The organism is Micromonospora sp. NPDC005173 (assembly GCF_040608515.1).
GTDB lineage: Bacteria > Actinomycetota > Actinomycetes > Mycobacteriales > Micromonosporaceae > Micromonospora.
On sequence record NZ_JBEXIK010000001.1, the window covers coordinates 488,581 to 505,882 of the forward strand.

Annotated in this window: 15 protein-coding genes; 9 read left to right on the forward strand and 6 right to left on the reverse strand. The window is 71.2% G+C overall.

What is annotated here, in order from left to right:
- The 5 genes from ABZV00_RS02385 to dnaA form a co-directional block, all read right to left on the reverse strand.
- On the reverse strand, positions 1-648 hold the full coding sequence (locus tag ABZV00_RS02385) for a DciA family protein (RefSeq protein ID WP_328422025.1): 648 nt from the start codon (positions 646-648) through the stop codon (positions 1-3).
- Positions 638-1,771: a DNA replication/repair protein RecF gene (recF, locus tag ABZV00_RS02390; RefSeq protein WP_355601132.1), complete on the reverse strand. Its 1,134-nt coding sequence runs from the start codon at positions 1,769-1,771 to the stop codon at positions 638-640. The genes ABZV00_RS02385 and recF overlap by 11 nt, the downstream gene beginning before the upstream one ends.
- A 16-nt stretch (positions 1,772-1,787) precedes the next feature.
- A complete protein-coding gene (gene gnd / locus ABZV00_RS02395) occupies positions 1,788-2,660 on the reverse strand; it encodes a phosphogluconate dehydrogenase (NAD(+)-dependent, decarboxylating) (protein WP_355601134.1) in 873 nt (290 codons plus the stop codon).
- Between the two features lie 40 nt (positions 2,661-2,700).
- The gene (gene dnaN, locus ABZV00_RS02400; protein WP_328422019.1) at positions 2,701-3,834 is read right to left on the reverse strand and encodes a DNA polymerase III subunit beta; all 1,134 of its coding nucleotides are present in this window, start codon (positions 3,832-3,834) and stop codon (positions 2,701-2,703) included.
- Between the two features lie 785 nt (positions 3,835-4,619).
- Positions 4,620-6,449, reverse strand: coding sequence for a chromosomal replication initiator protein DnaA (dnaA, locus tag ABZV00_RS02405; RefSeq protein WP_355601136.1), 1,830 nt, complete (start codon positions 6,447-6,449; stop codon positions 4,620-4,622).
- 630 nt (positions 6,450-7,079) lie between these two features.
- On the opposite strand from dnaA, the gene rpmH reads away from it, so the two are divergent.
- The 9 genes from rpmH (at position 7,080) to ABZV00_RS02450 (ending at position 16,179) form a co-directional block, all read left to right on the forward strand.
- Positions 7,080-7,217 carry a 50S ribosomal protein L34 gene (gene rpmH / locus ABZV00_RS02410; protein WP_007453904.1) on the forward strand — a complete coding sequence of 46 codons (138 nt, stop codon included), beginning with the start codon at positions 7,080-7,082 and terminating at the stop codon, positions 7,215-7,217.
- A gap of 34 nt (positions 7,218-7,251) precedes the next feature.
- On the forward strand, positions 7,252-7,668 hold the full coding sequence (gene rnpA / locus ABZV00_RS02415; RefSeq protein WP_328422015.1) for a ribonuclease P protein component: 417 nt from the start codon (positions 7,252-7,254) through the stop codon (positions 7,666-7,668).
- Positions 7,665-7,958, forward strand: a complete 294-nt coding sequence (yidD, locus tag ABZV00_RS02420; RefSeq protein WP_328422013.1) for a membrane protein insertion efficiency factor YidD — start codon at positions 7,665-7,667, stop codon at positions 7,956-7,958. Before rnpA ends, yidD begins: the two co-directional genes overlap by 4 nt.
- Entirely contained in the window at positions 7,955-8,941 is a 987-nt protein-coding gene (gene yidC, locus ABZV00_RS02425) for a membrane protein insertase YidC (protein ID WP_328422011.1), read from the forward strand. The genes yidD and yidC overlap by 4 nt, the downstream gene beginning before the upstream one ends.
- A gap of 211 nt (positions 8,942-9,152) precedes the next feature.
- Complete coding sequence (locus ABZV00_RS02430) at positions 9,153-9,767, forward strand: R3H domain-containing nucleic acid-binding protein (protein ID WP_355601139.1); 615 nt, start codon at positions 9,153-9,155, stop codon at positions 9,765-9,767.
- A gap of 157 nt (positions 9,768-9,924) precedes the next feature.
- The gene (gene rsmG / locus ABZV00_RS02435; RefSeq protein ID WP_355601353.1) at positions 9,925-10,632 is read left to right on the forward strand and encodes a 16S rRNA (guanine(527)-N(7))-methyltransferase RsmG; all 708 of its coding nucleotides are present in this window, start codon (positions 9,925-9,927) and stop codon (positions 10,630-10,632) included.
- A gap of 256 nt (positions 10,633-10,888) precedes the next feature.
- Entirely contained in the window at positions 10,889-12,208 is a 1,320-nt protein-coding gene (locus ABZV00_RS02440; protein WP_355601141.1) for an AAA family ATPase, read from the forward strand.
- 27 nt (positions 12,209-12,235) lie between these two features.
- Positions 12,236-13,249, forward strand: a complete 1,014-nt coding sequence (locus ABZV00_RS02445; RefSeq protein WP_355601143.1) for a ParB/RepB/Spo0J family partition protein — start codon at positions 12,236-12,238, stop codon at positions 13,247-13,249.
- 1,907 nt (positions 13,250-15,156) lie between these two features.
- Positions 15,157-16,179: a hypothetical protein gene (locus ABZV00_RS02450; RefSeq protein WP_355601145.1), complete on the forward strand. Its 1,023-nt coding sequence runs from the start codon at positions 15,157-15,159 to the stop codon at positions 16,177-16,179.
- A gap of 113 nt (positions 16,180-16,292) precedes the next feature.
- Here ABZV00_RS02450 and ABZV00_RS02455 read toward each other — a convergent pair whose 3' ends face one another.
- Positions 16,293-17,297 carry a D-alanine--D-alanine ligase gene (locus ABZV00_RS02455; protein ID WP_355601147.1) on the reverse strand — a complete coding sequence of 335 codons (1,005 nt, stop codon included), beginning with the start codon at positions 17,295-17,297 and terminating at the stop codon, positions 16,293-16,295.
- Between the last annotated feature and the right edge of the window lie 5 nt (positions 17,298-17,302).

Here is a 17,302-nt window from a genome sequence, read left to right on the forward strand (position 1 = left end):
TCAACCGTAGGTGTCCCGCGGCCCTCGGCCACGAACCCGGCGCGGCCCCTTCTGCCAGGACGGCGCGGCCGGGCCGTGAATGTGCAGCTTGCGCACCACGTTGTGGCCGACCTCGCGAGCGATCTGCTTGAGCAGCGAGCCGGCCAGCAGCCGCAGCTGGGTCGCCCAGGCGGTCGAGCGGGCCTCCACGGTCAGCTCGCCGTTCTCCAGCTTGACCGGCCGGCTGTGCTGGGCGACCTCCGCACCGACCACCCGCTCCCAGGCGCCGAACACCGTGGCCTCGGCCGCCGGCTGCTGCCAGCCACGCGCCTTCACGAGCCGGTTCAACACCGCGCTGAGAGGCTGCGGGTCGCGCGGGTCGGGGCCCGGGCCGGAGTAGCCGCGCAGCCGCCGCCCCGAGTCGCCGTCGCCGCTCCCGCCACCGCCAGGGGTACGCCGCGCGCGGGCCGCCGCCTGCCGTCGGGACAGCGCCGCGTCGAGCACCGCCCGGGCCAGCTCCGGCCCGCTGGCGGCGTCCGCCTGCCCACCGTCCGTGCCGCCCCCGGCCGCCTTCGATCCAGGGGTACGCGCGGCAGCCGCGTCGCCCGGGCTGGCCCGCCGGTCACCCCGGCCGGCGTCGCCTCGGTTGGTGCCCGGCTCATCCGACACGGCGTACCGTCCCCTCGCTGACCTGGTAGCGGGTGCCGCGCAGGGCGGCCGGCACATCATCGTCCACGGCGCAGGTGACCAGCAGCTGGCTCGCCCCGCCGACCAGCTCCGCCAGCCGCTCCCGGCGGCCGGTGTCCAGCTCGGCGAAGACGTCGTCGAGCACCAGCACCGGCTCGATACCGTCGGCGCGCAGCAGGTCGTACCCGGCCAGTCGCAGCGCGAGCGCGAACGACCAGGACTCGCCGTGGCTGGCGTACCCCTTGGCGGGCAGCGGGCCGAGGGTCAGCGCCAACTCGTCGCGGTGCGGGCCGACCAGGGTGGTGCCCCGTTCGATCTCGGCCGAGCGGGACCCGGCGAGGGCCGCGGTCAACGCCTCGGCCAGCGCGGCCCGATCGGTGGTCGGCTCGGCCAGCTCGATCGAGGGCCGGTAGGCGATGGCGGCCGCGCCCCGACCGGCGGCCACCGCGTCGTACGCCTTGGCAACGTGCGGGGTCAGCGCGGCGACCAGTTCCAGCCGACCGGCCAACAGCTCCGCGCCGTGCTGGGCCAGGTGGGTGTCCCAGACCGCGAGGGTGCCGAGGTCACCACCCCGGGACCCGCCGGTCTTACGAGCCAGGTACGCGGTACGCAGCAGGGCGTTGCGCTGCTTGACCACCCGCTCGTAGTCGGCCCGCACGCCGGCGTACCGGGGCTGCCGGTTGACCAGCAGGTCGTCCAGGTAGCGGCGACGCTCAGCCGGGTCGCCCCGGACCAGCTCCAGGTCCTCCGGAGCGAAGAGCACCAGTCGCAGGGCGCCGAGCACGTCGCGGGCCCGCCGAGCCGGCGAGCGGCCCAGCCGGGCCCGGTTGGCCTTGCCGGGCACGATCTCCAGCTCGACCAGGAGCTCCCGGCCGTCGTGCACCACCGCGCAGCGGATCACCGCCGAGCTGGCACCCATCCGGACCAGTGGCGCGTCCGTGGCGACCCGGTGCGAGTCCAGGGTCGCCACGTATCCCAGCGCCTCGACGAGGTTGGTCTTGCCGACGCCGTTGGCGCCGATCAGGACGTTCGCCCCCGGCTGGAGGTCGACGGCGACCCGCTCGTACGAGCGGAAGTCGACCAGTTCCAGCCGGTGGACGTACACAGGGTGTGGATACCGCTCAGCGCTTGTGGACGGCGTGGCCGCCGAACTGCTGGCGCAGCGCGGCGACGGCCTTCATGGCGGGCGAGTCGTCCTGCCGCGAGGCGAAGCGGGCGAACAGCGAGGCGGTGATGACGTTCAGCGGCACAGCCAGCCGGACCGCCTCGTCGACCGTCCACCGGCCCTCGCCGGTGTCCTCGGTGTAGCCGCTCAGCTCGGCCAGCTCCGGGTCCTCGTCGAGCGCCCGGTCCAGCAGGTCGAGCAGCCAGGAGCGCACCACGGTGCCCTCCCGCCAGGACTTGAACACGCCCGGCACGTTGGTCACCAGCTCGGAGGCGGCCATCAGCTCGTAGCCCTCGGCATAGGCGTGCATCAGGCCGTACTCGATGCCGTTGTGCACCATCTTGGAGTAGTGCCCGGCACCGACCGGCCCGGCGTGCACGAAGCCAAACTCGCCCTCCGGCTTGAGGGAGTTGAAGATCGGCATCAGCCGCTCGACGTGCTCCTCGGCCCCGCCGACCATCAGCGCGTAGCCGTTCTGCCGGCCCCAGACGCCGCCGGAGACGCCCACGTCCAGGTAGCCGATGCCGCGCTCGGCGAGCCGCTCGGCCCGCGGGGCGTCGTCGCTGAACCGCGAGTTGCCGCCGTCGATGATGATGTCGCCCTCGCCGAGCACCCCGGCGAGCTCATCGATGGTGGCGTCGGTGACGCCGGCGGGAACCATGACCCACACCGCACGCGGCGACTCGAGCTTCTCCGCCAGGTCCGCGAGGGTCGGCGCGTCGCTCAGCTGCGCGTTGTGGTCGAAGCCGACCACCTCGTGGCCGGCCGCCCGCAACCGCTCGCGCATGTTGCCGCCCATCCGGCCGAGTCCTACCAGGCCGAGCTGCATGTGTTCCTACCTCCGTGGATCTGGGTATCGCTGGGCGCGATCAGCGGGACACGCGGATCGGCATGATGAGGTACCGGTACCCGGGGATGACCTCGCCATCCTCACCGGCGGGCGAAATCACCGCGGGCTTGAAGGCGTCGACGAACGACAGCACGGCCGTCTGCGAGCCCAGGTTCGCCAGGCCGTCGATGAGGTACTGCGGGTTGAACCCGATGGTCAGCGCGTCACCGGTGAAGGTGGCCTCCATCGCCTCGCTGGCCCGCGCCTCCTCGGAACCGCCGGCCTCCACCACCAGGCCGTCGGCGCTGAAGCTGAGCAGCACCGGGGTGGTCCGCTCGGCGACCAGCGCGACCCGCTTGACCACCTCGATGAGGGTGCTGACCGACACCCGGGCGTCGGCGTTGTGGGTGGCTGGGAAGAGCGAGCGCACCGGCGGGTAGTTGGCACCGTCGAGCAGCCGGCTGGTGGTGCGCCGGGTGCCGCCAGCGAGGCCGACCATGCCCTCGCCCGCGGCGCCCTGGGCGAGGGCGAGGGTGACCTCGCCGCCCAGCGGGCCGAGCGCCTTGGCGGTGTCGTTCAGGGTGCGGGCCGGCACCAGGGCGTTGATGCTCACCTCGGGGTCGTCCGGCCGCCACTGGATCTCACGCAGTGCCAGTCGATAGCGGTCGGTGGCGAGCATCGACAGGGTGCTGCCGGCGAGCTCGACGCGGACGCCGGTCATCATCGGCAGCGTCTCGTCGCGGCCGGCGGCGATGGCCACCTGGGCGACCGCGGTGGCGAACGCCGCGGCGTCGACCGTGCCGGCGCTCTGCGGCATCTCGGGCAGCGCGGGATAGTCCTCCACCGGCATGGTGGGCAGGGTGAACCGGGCGCTGCCGCAGACCAGCTCGAGGTGGGCGCCGACCGCGGCGATGTCCACCGGCTTGGCCGGCAGCGCCTTGGTGATCTCGGCGAGCAGGCGGCCGGAGACGAGCGCGGCGCCGTCGGCGTCACCCTGCACCTCGACGGTGACCTGGCTGGAGACCTCGTAGTCGAACCCGGAGACCCGCAGGTTGCCGTCGGTGACGCGGAGCATCACCCCTGCGAGCACCGGTACGGATGGCCGGTTGGGCAGGCTCTTCGCGGTCCAGGCCACGGCCTCAGCGAGCGCGTCGCGCTCTACTCGGAACTTCATCAATGCCTCCGCGTCGACGTCAGCGACAACTCTCTCATGCCGACCGCTGCTTACCGTCCCGCCCAACCGTGCGGGTACCCATCGCACCTTAGGGCGCGGGGGCATCGGCTGTGCGCCCGACCCCGTGGTTGGTGTCGGTGCTGACCGGCTGATCCGGCAGCGCTCGGCCCGATCCACAGAAAGCCCAACGGTGATGATTGGTTTTTGTTCTCTTAGAAGAGATAACTCATCGTCTTCATCGCACCTGTGCAAACTGTGGAGAACTCGGGTCTGCGCAGCTCAGGTGGGTTATCCACCGGTGATTTAGCTGTGGAGAACCGGGGGTACAACCGCCCTCTGCGTCCACAGGCCGGCTGCGGCGCCTGGTTGTCCACCGTTGTCCACCGGTTGTCCACCGGTAATCCACCGACTTTCTCCCCATGCCTGTGGACCACCAAGAAGATCACCATTGCCGTCATCCCCAGAACCTTCAACAGGTCGTGCACAGGGCGACGGCTGCCGGTGGATAACGTCGGCGTTGTCCCCAGCCATCCACAACGTCGTACACAGGGTTTCTCCACAGCCTGTGGGTAACCGGCGGAGGACGGACCGTAGTTATCCACCGACGGTGGACAACGAGCTGTGGACAACGAGTGAGTATCAAGGCGGACACGGCGTCGATCCTGTGGTCTAGACCATGTCGAGGGTCAAGCCAGAGCACCGCCGGAGACAAAAAAGAACGCCCGGCCGGAGATCCGGCCGGGCGTGTCCCGGGGCGCGCGCCGTCGTGTCGGCTGGCGTACCCCTCAGGTGTTCTGTTTGATCCGGTTGGTCAGCTCGGCGATCTGGTTGTAGAGCGAGCGCCGTTCGGCCATCTGCTGGCGGATCTTGCGGTCGGCGTGCATCACCGTGGTGTGGTCCCGGCCCCCGAACGCCTGCCCGATCCGGGGCAGCGACAGCTCGGTCAGCTCGCGACACAGGTACATGGCCACCTGGCGGGCGTTGACCAGTACCCGGGAGCGGGACTGACCGCGCAGGTCCTCCAGGCTCACCCCGAAGTAGTCGGCCGTGGAGACCATGATCTGGTCCGCTGTGATCTCCGGGCCGGCGCCGTCCGGGATGAAGTCCCGCAGCACCTCCTCGGCCAGGGACAGCTCGACGGTCGACCGGGTCAGGCTGGCGAACGCGGTCACCCGGATCAGCGCGCCCTCCAGTTCCCGGATCGAGTTCGACACCCGGGAGGCGATGAACTCCAGCACGTCCGGTGGGGCGTAGAGCCGCTCCTGCGCCGCCTTCTTCTGCAGGATCGCGATCCGGGTCTCCAGATCCGGAGGCTGGATGTCGGCGAGCAGACCCCACTCGAACCTCGTCCGCAGCCGGTCCTCCAGCGTCGCCAACTGCTTGGGCGACCGGTCCGAGGTGATCACGATCTGCTTGTTGGCGTTGTGCAGGGTGTTGAAGGTGTGGAAGAACTCCTCCTGCGTGCGCTCGCGGTTCTCCAGGAACTGGATGTCGTCGATCAGCAGGATGTCGACGTCGCGGTAGCGCCGCTGGAACGCGCTGGTCTTGTCGTCCCGGAGCGAGTTGATGAAGTCGTTGGTGAACTCCTCGGTCGAGACGTACCGCACCGACCGCGCGTTGCCGAGCGTCGTGGCGTAGTGCCCGATGGCGTGCAGCAAGTGCGTCTTACCCAGCCCGGAGCTGCCGTAGATGAACAGCGGGTTGTACGCCTTCGCCGGCGACTCGGCCACCGCCACGCTCGCCGCGTGGGCGAACCGGTTGGACGAACCGATGACGAACGTCTCGAACATGTACTTCGGATTGAGCCGGTTGCCGCCGGTGTCGGTGCCGGGCAGCCGGCGATCGTCGCGGCCACCCGCTCGGTGATCCACCCCACTGCGGCCCGGGCCACTGTCCGTTCCGCTGTCCCGGGGCAGCGAACGGATCACGTGCTGGTCTCGCAGCGACGCCGCGTCTTCCCGGTAGCGGGGCTCGTAGGGCCGCGTGTCCGGGCCGGGCGAGTCCAGGCGGGCGGCCTGCTCGTCGTAGCCGCGCCGGTCCGGGCCCGACCTGGGCGACCGCTGCGGCTCCACGAACGCGGCGCTGAACAGCGCCTCCTGCCCGTCCCGGCTGGCCGGGATCAGCCCCGACCGGTGCCCGTCGAGGCTCGACGCGGGGGGCGGACCGGCCGGCGCCGATGGCGGACCCGGCTCGGACGTACGCGCCGGGCGCTGCTGCTCGGGGATGAGCCCCTCGGGATGCGGCCGTCCGGCAGGATCGTCGTCGAACGGCCCGGCAGGCGGACCCTCGATGTCGACCGGCCCCGGCTCAGGGGCGCTGCGATAGACGGTCCCGGCCGGGCGGCCCGCGGCGTCCTCGGGCACCCGCACGGTGACCGCCACCTGGATCGGCCGGCCGAGCCGGCGGGTGAGCGCCTCGGTGATCGCCGGGCGCAGCCGTGACTCGATCACGTCCCGGGTGAACGCGTCCGGGACGGAGAGCAACGCGGTGTCCTCGACGATCGCCCGCAGCCGGGTCAGTCGGAGGTAGGCACGCTGCTGCGCGGAGATGATCTCGTCGGCGAGCTCGTCGGTCGCCGCTAACCACACCGCGGCAAGGTCGGTCGTACCGGCCACCGTCGTGCCACCCCCTCGCCTCTGCTCCCGGCCGCCGCTGTCTGCCAGCCGGCCGTCCCGGGCCCGCCGCGTGCGCGGGTGGAACATCACCCACCCGGACGGTTGACCAGTGGTCGTCCACAGGTTATCCACAACCTGTGTACCGACCGATAGTGGCCGCCCGCCGGACGCGGGTGGGACCTGCCCCTGCCTGAATGGGCGCTGAAGCGGGTTCACCGTGCCGAACGATTCACTAGCTTGTCCGGTCTTGCCTGCGCGCGACGACCGGAGCATCCGACGCTCACCGCAATCGGGCACGGTAACAGCGTTGTCCCTGCGCCATCAACCGGCGACGCGGCCGGGTCCTTCTCGGCATCAGCGAAAACCGCCCCTTCGGTCCCGGGCGCGTCCCAATGACCACCGGTGCGGGGTGTTTGACGGTCATTGCACCCCTGCGTAGGCTGGAGCGGCCGCAATTTCGCCCTCTGCTAGGGTGATGAGTGCTTGCTGTCCGCGGTCGCATTCCCGCATCGCCGAGGTCCCGCTCCGCCGGGCAGCACCGATCGGGGGCCACCGTCGAGGTGGCCTGGACCACCCCACGACCCCGGCGATTCCGTCGCGCGGGGCGCGTACGAAAACGGAGAGCCTGACGTGAGCAAGCGCACCTACCAGCCGAACAACCGCCGGCGCGCGAAGACCCACGGCTTCCGGCTGCGCATGCGCACCCGTGCCGGCCGTGCCATCCTTTCGAGCCGCCGCGCCAAGGGTCGCACCACCCTGTCGGCCTGAGCCGATCGGGCCGGTCCAGGGGACGTGGGCAGTCGTGCTGGCCGCCGCACAGCGACTGCGGCGCAGTACTGACTTCGCCGCAGCGGTCCGTGGTGGCCGACGCGCCGGACGAGGCGCCGTCGTGGTCCACCTGACCGTGCCGTCGCCCGCTGACCTGACCACACCGACCTCGCCGGAGCCGGCGCGGCATATCGGTACGGAGCAGCCCTCCGTGCCGGCCCGCGCCGGCTTCGTCGTGTCCAAGGCCGTTGGCAACGCGGTGGTCCGCAACCGGGTCCGGCGCCGACTGCGAGCGCTGGTGCGGGAGCGGCTGGCCGCCCTGCCCGCCGGCAGCACCCTGGTCGTCCGAGCGCTACCCGCCGCGGCCGAGGCGTCGTACCCCCGACTCACCGCCGACCTGGACGCCGCCATCGCGGTTGCCCGGTCGCCCCGAGAGCGGCGGTCCCGATGAGCGCCGATCCGACCGCCCCGCGCCCGACGTCAACCGGTGCCAGGGTGCTGATTGCGCCCATCATCGCGTACCGTCGGTGGATAAGTCCGGCACTGCCGGCCCGCTGTCGGTTCTACCCGTCGTGCAGTGCGTACGCCCAGGAGGCGGTAGCCCGGCACGGCGCGCTCCGGGGAGCCATGCTGGCGGTGCGGCGTCTGCTGCGCTGCCACCCCTTTCACCCTGGTGGACATGACCCGGTACCGGAGCCGGGCGGCCGCCGCCGTGCTGATGTGACTGGAGCCCCGAATTGAGTCTCGACTGGATCTACTACGCGATTTCGTGGATCCTGCTGACCTGGCACTCTGCCTGGGACGCCATTGGGGTACCGGTCGGCGCAGTGATCGGCACCAACTTCGCCTGGATCCTGTCCATCGTCTTCCTGGTGGTCACCGTCCGGGTGATCCTGTTCCCCGTCTTCGTCAAGCAGATCAAGTCGCAGCGGGCGATGCAGGCGTTGCAGCCCAAGGTCAAGGAGCTGCAGGAGAAGCACAAGGGTGATCGAGAGACGCTCCAGAAAGAAATGATGGAGCTCTACAAGAAGGAGAAGGCCAACCCGTTGATGGGCTGCCTTCCGATGTTCCTTCAGATCCCGGTCTTCCTCGGCCTCTTCCACGTGCTGCGTCGGCTCGACCCGGCCAAGCAGAGCAAGGACCTCTACGGCTGGACCGTCAACCAGTTCGAGAGCGCCTCGCAGGCGAAGCTCTTCACCGCCCCGATCGCCGGCAAGTTCGGCTCCACCGCCGACGAGCTGGCCCGTCTCGGCGCCAACGGCACCACCGTCAAGGTCATTGCCGGCATCCTGGTCCTGATCATGATCGGCACCACCTACCTGACCAGCCGTCAGATGATCCTCAAGACCGGCTGGGCCGAAGACCCGCAGCAGCGGATGATCCAGCGGCTGATGCTCTACGGCATCCCCCTGTCGCTGCTGATCTCCGGCGCGATCTTCCCCATCGGCGTGATCATCTACTGGGTCACCAACAACCTCTTCACTCTTGGTCAGCAGCAGTGGGTACTGCGCAAGTTCCCGCCGCCGGTGACCGCCAAGAAGACCACCAGCCCCGCTGGCGTCCGCAACCCCGTGCAGCCCGCCAAGTCCGGTGGCCTGTTCGGGCGCGGCAAGTCGGCCCCGCAGGCGCCGGTCAAGGCGACCGCGCCCAAGGTGGCCGCGCCGAAGCCGGGCGCCAAGCCGGTGAACCCGAAGAAGAGCCGCCCCGCCAAGCGGCAGGGCTGACTCGTCCGGGCCGTCGTCGGGCAACCGGCGGCGGCCCGTTCCGCACCGCGCAGCCGCCGTATGGCCGGCGCCGGACGGAACCGACCGCGCGTGACGCGGCCACGGGCGACACTGCCCGTACAGACGTGCCCGTGGGCACCGGCGACCTCCCGCCGGCCCCGGGAAACCAGCGGACCCGACGGTCCGGCCGAGCGAGTACGGAGATGAGACCGTGACCGAGACCAGCATCCCCCACGCCGAGCAGTCCCTGGACGAGGAGGAGACCGCGCCGCTCGCGGTGGACGACGACGCCGAGACCGACGAGCCGGAGGCCGACGACGACACCGAGGCCCCCGCCGGCGGCGGTACGAAGAAGGCGGCAGGCGAGGGCGACCTGTTCCGGCAGAGCGAGATCGCGGCCGACTACGTGGAGGGGCTGCTCGACATCCTCGACTACGACGGCGACATCGACGAGCTGGTCGCCGGCGGCCGCCCCGTGGTCGAGGTGGTCGGCTCCGGGCTGCAGAACCTGGTTGGTCAGCGCGGGGCCACCCTGGAGGCGCTCCAGGAGCTGACCCGGCTTGCTGTCTTCCGGCAGACCGGGACGCCGAGCCGCCTGCTGCTCGACGTCGGCGGCTACCGGGCGAGTCGCCGCAAGGAGCTCGCCGCGGTCGCCAAGAACGCTGTCGAGAAGGTCAAGGAGTACGGCGAGCCGGTCCGGCTGGAGCCGATGTCCGCTTTCGAGCGCAAGTGCGTGCACGACGTGGTCAACGCCATGTCCGGCGTGGAGAGCGAGTCCGAGGGCGTCGAGCCGAGCCGGCGCATCGTCGTACGGCCGGCGGACTGACCGGGTGACCCACGACGACAACACGGCTGACGCCGTGACCGGCCCGGGCGGCACGCCGCCCGGGTCGTCCGCTGTCCGGCCCGAAACCCCGGACACCGACACCGACCCGGCGCGGGACGGCTCGGGCGGCGGCACCCCGTCGCCGGCCGACGCGGCGCTGCCGCCCGACCTGGCTTCGGCCGCCGTGACCCTCTTCGGCGATCGACTCGACGTGGCCGCCGCGTACGCCGAGCTGCTGGCCACCGACGGGGTGCTCCGGGGGCTGATCGGCCCCCGGGAGGCGCCCCGGATCTGGGACCGGCATCTGCTCAACTGCGCCGCGGTCGCCGAGCGGATCCCGACCGATGCGACCGTGCTCGACGTCGGCTCCGGTGCGGGTCTACCCGGTCTGGTCCTGGCCATCGCGCGCCCCGACCTGACGGTCACCCTGATCGAGCCGCTCGCCCGGCGGACGTCGTTCCTGATCGAGGTTGTCGAGCGACTCGGCCTGACCCGGACGGTGCGGGTGTTCCGGGGTCGGGCCGACGAGGCGGCCACCGGATCGAGCGGCCGGGAGCCGATCAGCGGGGACGTGGTGACCTCCCGCGCCGTCGCGCCACTGGACCGGCTGGCGGCGTGGAGCCTGCCACTGGCGGTGCGCGGCGGACGGCTGCTGGCGCTCAAGGGGTCATCCGCCGCAACGGAGATCGAGGAGCACGCCGACGTCGTGGCACGGCTCGGCGGTGGGGAACCGGCCCTGCATCTCTGCGGCGTCGGGGTGATCGACCCACCCACCACCGTGGTGGAGATCGTCCGTGAACGGATGATCGGTCCCCGTCCGGCCACCAACAAGCGATCCCGGGCCGGACGCCCCCGCCGCCGCTGACGCTTCGCGCCATCGGGCGTCCGGCCGGTGGGTTTCCTCGTTGTACCGGTACGGATGGACGAGGGGATGAGAACCCGACGTGGACCGGCCGCGCCCGTCCGCCGTAGGCTGACCGCGCGTCGATAGTGTGGAGCGGGCGGCGGCGTCGAAGGTCTCCGACCGCTCCCGAGGGGTCGTACGCTCCGGAGTGCGAGCGCGGGTGCGGCCAAGTTGACCGGGGCGCGGACCGACCATCCGAAGCGGGCAGGGATGACAGGTGCATGACGACGGCAGGTACGACGATCCACGCGTGACCGGGTCAACCAGCGACCCTGTTTCACGTGAAACCGACTACCCGAGCTGGTCGCCCGGCGCGCCCGGGTCGTCGCCTCGGCCGGCGGACGGCGATCCGCTGGTGTTGCGCGACGACCCCGCTGGGCAGGCGGCCGGACCGGAAACCCCGGATCCGACCGCTGTTCGTCGGGCACCGGACGGGTCGGCCCGTCCGGCCAACGCCGCAGAGGTGCGGTCGACCTCGGGTCGGCGGAACACGGCCGCGGCGGTCCGCTTCGAACCGGCCGTTCCGCAACAACCCACTGCGGCGGGAGCCCGGGACGCCACGCCAGTGGTCGACGACGTGCCGATCGCGTCGGCCGACTCGCTGGCCGCAGTGGCGGCCGACCCCACGTACGTTTCACGTGAAACCCCGACGCGCGAAGAGGATGACCCACCGTTGGCTATGGAGGCGATGCGCGCCGTGCAGATCCTGAATCCCAGTGGCGAGGTGACCATGCCTCGGCCGGACCGGACCCGGGTCATGTGCGTCGCTAACCAGAAGGGCGGCGTGGGCAAGACCACGACCACCGTCAACCTTGCGGTGGCGCTCGCCCTGCACGGCAACCGGGTGCTCGTGGTGGACCTCGACCCACAGGGGAACGCGTCGACTGGGCTCAACGTCCCGCACCACACCGGCATCCCGGACGTCTACGACTGCCTGATCAACAGCATGCCGCTGTCCGAGGTGGCGCAGGCGGTCGAGGGCATCCCCAACCTCTGGTGCGTACCCGCGACGATCGACCTGGCCGGCGCGGAGATCGAACTGGTGTCGGTGGTGGCGCGGGAGTCGCGCCTCGACCGGGCCATCGCCGCCTACCCGGGGCAGTTCGACTACGTCTTCATCGACTGCCCGCCCTCACTCGGCCTGCTCACGGTCAACGCCCTGGTCGCCGCGCAGGAGGTGCTGATCCCGATCCAGTGCGAGTACTACGCGCTGGAGGGGCTCAACCAGCTGATCAACAACATCAACCTGGTGCGGCAACACCTCAACCCCAAGCTCGATGTCTCCACCATCCTGCTGACCATGTACGACCGCCGTACCCGCCTCGCGGACGCGGTCGAGCAGGACGTCCGGAACCACTTCGGCGACAAGGTTCTCCAGGCGGTCATCCCCCGTAACGTCCGGGTGTCCGAGGCACCCAGCTACGGCCAGTCGGTGATGACCTACGATCCCGGTTCGCGGGGCGCCACGAGTTACTTCGAGGCCGCCCAGGAGATCGCCGAGCGGGGCGTCAAGGAGCCGGTGGGCCGGAATGCGTAGTGCGGACGAATCGCTGGGAGGCGTGGCATGAAGAACCGTCCTCGGGGCGGTCTGGGTCGAGGCCTTGGGGCGCTCATCCCGACCGGGCCGCCGCCGGGTGCTGCCGGCACCGTGACGGCCGATCCAGAGAACGGGCATGTGGACGATGTAACGGTCGCTGACGTACCGGTGGCGACGCCCACCGGCACCGTGGCGCAGCCGGAGTCGACGCTCAGCCCGGTGCCGGGAGCCCGGTTCGCCGAGATCCCGGTCGACGCGATCGTGCCGAACCCGAAGCAGCCCCGCCAGGTCTTCGACGAGGACGCGCTGGAGGAGCTGAAGATCTCGATCCAGGAGGTCGGCTTCCTCCAGCCCATCGTCGTCCGGCAGCTCGACGACGAGAAGTACGAGCTGGTGATGGGCGAGCGGCGGTGGCGAGCCGCTCAGGCCGTGGGGCGGGAGAACATCCCGGCGATCGTCCGGGACACCCGGGATGACGCCATGCTCCGCGACGCCCTGCTGGAGAACATCCACCGGGCCAACCTGAACCCGTTGGAAGAGGCCGCCGCGTACCAGCAGCTGCTGGAGGAGTTCGGCGCCACCCACGAGGAGTTGGCCCGCCGGATCGGTCGGAGCCGACCGCAGATCTCCAACACCATTCGGCTGCTGAACCTGCCGGCGCAGGTGCAGCGCCGGGTGGCCGCCGGGATCCTGTCCGCGGGCCACGCCCGCGCCCTGCTGAGCCTCGACGAGGCGGAGGCACAGGAGCAGTTGGCGCTGCGGATCGTGGCCGAGGGCCTTTCGGTCCGGGCGACCGAGGAAATCGTGGCCCTGGCGCTGAACGACGGACCGGCGAAGGGCCAGGCCGCGAAGCGGCGCCAGAAGCCGCACGCGCCCGCCCTGACCGACCTCGCCGATCGGCTGTCGGACCGGTTCGACACCCGGGTGAAGGTGGACATCGGCCGGAGCAAGGGCAAGATCACGATCGAGTTCGCGACGGTGGACGACCTGGAGCGGATCGTCGGGATCATCGGAGTGGAACAGGAAGAGGCCGGGGACTGATCGCCCCTCCTTCTGCGGCCGCGCTTTCCCTCGGGATGCGCGGCCGTTCTGCATCCGGGCCCGTTGGTTTCACGTGAAACGGGTGCGGTCTCGTCGGGCGACTTCGACGTGCTGCCAACCTCCGCCGCTACGCCGTCGCGGCCGTCGGCGGCCCGCCGTCTCCGTGGTCGGCATCGGGGCGTCCCGAGCCTCCGTTTCACGTGAAACCGTCGACTGCGTCTGGGGTCGTCGTGGAAGGCGGCGGAAGGTGCCTTGCGCGCCGCTCAGTGGGCCGCTGCCGCCTTGGACGCCGAGCCTGGTGGTCTTGGTGGGCCGAACCGCCCAGCGAGCCTGATCGTCGCTGTGGCTGTCGACCTGTCATCTGCTGTAGTCGCCGCGGTTCTGTCACCTCCTTCGCGGTCGGCCCCGACGTGCCCCAGCGCCGGGCCAGCTTGCCTCACCCGCTTGCCTCACCCGCGTGCTTCGCGCGCCGGCCCTTCGCGCGCCGGCCCTGCGCGCCTCGTGCCCACGTGCGGCCATTCAGTGGGCCGTGCTGGAACCGGCGGGCCCGTCGGCCGCCTTGCCGCCCATGCGTCGCTTGTCTCCGCGACTCGCCCACGCGCCGCTCGGTCTCTAGGACTCCATCTCTGCGACCAGTTCCGCGCCTCTGACTCGGCGCGTCGGTACCCCGCCGGCTGAGCTCCGCTGCGCCTGTGGGTCACACCGACACGTCCCGCCAGCGCGCGTCGATACGGACCTCGCAGCAGGCTGCTGCCCGATCTCCACGCGTCACGCCGAGCGCTCAGCGCCCGCCCATTCTCCGTTGGGTCGCGCCGATGGCTTGCCGGTTCGCGCCGCCCGCCCGCTCGCGCCTCTTCGAACCTTCCGCCCCGCCCGGTACCTCCGCGTCGTCCGCATGGGCGCCGCCTGAGCCCAAGCCCGCGTGTCCGTCCGAGGCCGTGGCGTTCGGGAAGGGCAGCGCCCATCGATCAGGCAAGTCGAGGTGCGAGACGACCAGAGGCCCGTGACAGGTCCGAGGCTCGTGACGGCCCGAGGCCTGTGACGGTCCGAGGCCCGTGACAGGTCCGAGGCCCGCGACGCCCGAGGCCCGCGACAGCCCGAGGCCCGTGACAGGTCCGATGCCCGCGACGGCCCGAGGACCGCGACCGAGGACCGCGACCGTTCGAGGTCGCAAGACTCGCCCGGCAACGGCACCCCCGTTGTCCTTTCGCGCCCGCTCGTTCGCCCCACGTCCGCCGCGCCAGGCCAAGATCCGCGCAACTTCGGGGATGTTGTGGCCTCCACCTCTCGCGATGCCACAACATCCCCGAAATTGTGGCATGTGCCGACCGGGGAACGGGAGCAGGGCGGTGCAGACCCGAACAAGCGCGAGCGTCACCGGCGAACCCGTTCCCTGTTGGCGAGCGGACACCGGAGCAAGCTCATCACGACCTGGGCCAGAGCCGCCCCGGCGCTGAGCGCGTCCCCACAGCCGGGCGCCAGCGGCCCCGGCACATCCCAGGTCGCCGTAGGCCAATCCTTCTCCGGCACCCCGCCAACGTCGTCGGCCAGGTCTGCTGCCGCGCGGTTCCAACTCGCCATCGACTCTCGGGCATGCGACCCGACGCCGACGTCGGCGAAGTCACTCGCCAGCACCTCCGAGCGGTTTTCGGGCAACGACTGACGGGCCGAAAAGTTATCCACACCGGTTGTCCACAGGCACACCCCGTTTCACGTGAAACACCGCGTGAAAGCGGGTGCCAGCCTGTGGATGACGGCCTGTGTTGAGGATCTCGGCAGCCTGTGGATATCGCCGGATCGTGGCGGCCGTGCCCCGTACGTCGATCGACGATGAACACTGATCCGGGTGGCCCAGACCGATCAAACAGGTGGGGACAGCGGTGCCAGACTCGGTTAGGGTCAGCGTCGTGCACGACACCCCTCCCTCAGTCCCGGACTTCACCCAGTGGCCCTCGTTCCCCTTCGAGGGTGACCTCCGCGTGAAGCAGCTCGACGATCCGGTCCCGGTCGAACCGCCACGCAAGGGCGAGGGCCTCCGGGAATGCACCGCCTGCAACGCGCCCGACGACGCCTACATCTGGGTGGGAGAGCGGTGGCGCGTACGTGCCATGGACCGTCCCACCGGCCTGCCCATGGTGCTCATCCTGGAATCCCGGACCCACCTCGATCTGGGTGACCTGCCGAACCTGCTCGCCGCCGAGCTGGGCGTGATGACCGTACGTCTGGAGCGGGCCATCCGTTCCCTGGACGGCGTGGCGCGGGTGCACGTCAACAGGTGGGGCGATGGCTCAGCCCACCTGCACATGTGGTTCCTCGCCCGGCCGTACGGCCGACTTCAGCTGCGGGGCACGTTCCTGTCTCTGTGGGACTCGATCCTGCCGCCGATCTCCGAGGCGCAGTGGCGGGAAAATCTGGCGCTCGTCGCCGCCTGGCTCGCTGAGTTCGGTGGGCGGCCGCTCGCTGAGCCGCCCCGCATCCAGTGGCAGGCGCCGTCAAGCCTGCTGGCGCAGTCGGCCGCTGCGGACGCCGCCGCAGCCGAGGCGGAGGCCGTTTCGGTCATCGAGGCGGCAGAGGAGATCCCCGAGCCGGTGCCCGAATCCATCCCGCACACTGATCCTGCAGACGGCGGCACGGACGCTGAGACCGGTCCCGCAGCCGCGCCAACCGCCAGCAGCGTCCCGGTACCTGCGGCCACCGCCCCGGCTGCCATGCCGGCCGAGGATTCGGTGCTCGACTCCGGGGAGGGCGCCGCCAAACCGGCCTCGACTGACTCCGGCCCGGCGGACGACACCGCAAACCCGACCGCCCCCGACAGCGGCACCGTTACGGCAGCGGCAGCGGCAGCCGACACCCCGCCCGCCACTCCGGCGGCCAATACCCGTCCCACTGACGGCCGTAGCGCACCAAAGGACGTGCGCACCACCCGCTGATCGTCGGCCTGGCCAGGAGGTTGGCGGCGGTCGCCGGGGGTGTGCTGCCCGCCAACCTCATGACCAGGTCAGTCGGTGTCGCAGCGGGGCAGTTGGGTGCGGCGTCGCCGAGATCAGGTGGTGGTGCGGCGAGTGGCGGCCCGGGTGACGAGGGAGCCGAGAAGTCGACCGAAGTCCAGGCCGGCTGCCTGTACGGCGAGCGGGAGCAGCGACGTCTCCGTCATGCCGGGCGAGACGTTGACCTCCAGCACGTGCGGCTGACCGGCAGCGTCCACGATCACGTCGACCCGGGAGAGGTCCCGCAGGCCGAGCGCGGTGTGCGCGGCGAGGGCCACGTCGGCCACTGTGGCGGCCACCTCCGGGTCCAGCCGGGCCGGGGCGTGCCACGTGGTCCGCCCGGCGGTGTAACGGGCGGCGTAGTCGTACACCCCGTTACGGGGCACGATCTCCACCGGCGGCAGCGCCTGGGGCCCGTCACCGAGGTCGACCACGGAGACCGCCACGTCCATGCCGGGCACGTAGCGCTCCACCAGGGCCGTGGAGTCGTACGCGAAGCACCCGACCATCGCGGCCGGCAGCGACGCGGCGTCCCGGACGACTCCGGCGCCCAACCCTGAGCCGCCCTGCGCCGGCTTGACCATCAGGGGCAGGCCCAGCCGGTCGGCGATCCGGTCCAGGACGGCCACCGCACCCAGCTCGGAGAAGCGGTCGTGCGGCAGGGCCACCCAGTCCGGAGTGGGGATGCCGGCCTCGCGGAGCACGGCCTTGGCCGAGGGCTTGTCCCAGGCGAGCCGGGAGGCTCGGGCGTCGCAGCCGACGTACGGGATGCCGCACAGGTCCAGCACGCCGCGCAGCGAACCGTCCTCGCCGGTGGCGCCGTGCAGTGCGATCACCACCGCGTCCGGCGGGTCGGCGGCCAGCGCCGGCAGCAGCGCCACGTCGGCGTCCCGCAGCTCGGCCTCCACCCCGACGGCGCGCAGCGCGTCGAGCACCCGCCGACCGGAACGCAGCGACACGTCCCGCTCGTAGGAGAGCCCGCCGGCGAGTACCAGCACGTGCAGGTCGGACGCGACGGGGGAATCGGTCACGAGGAAGCGCTCGGCAGCGGTCGTACCCATGCCGG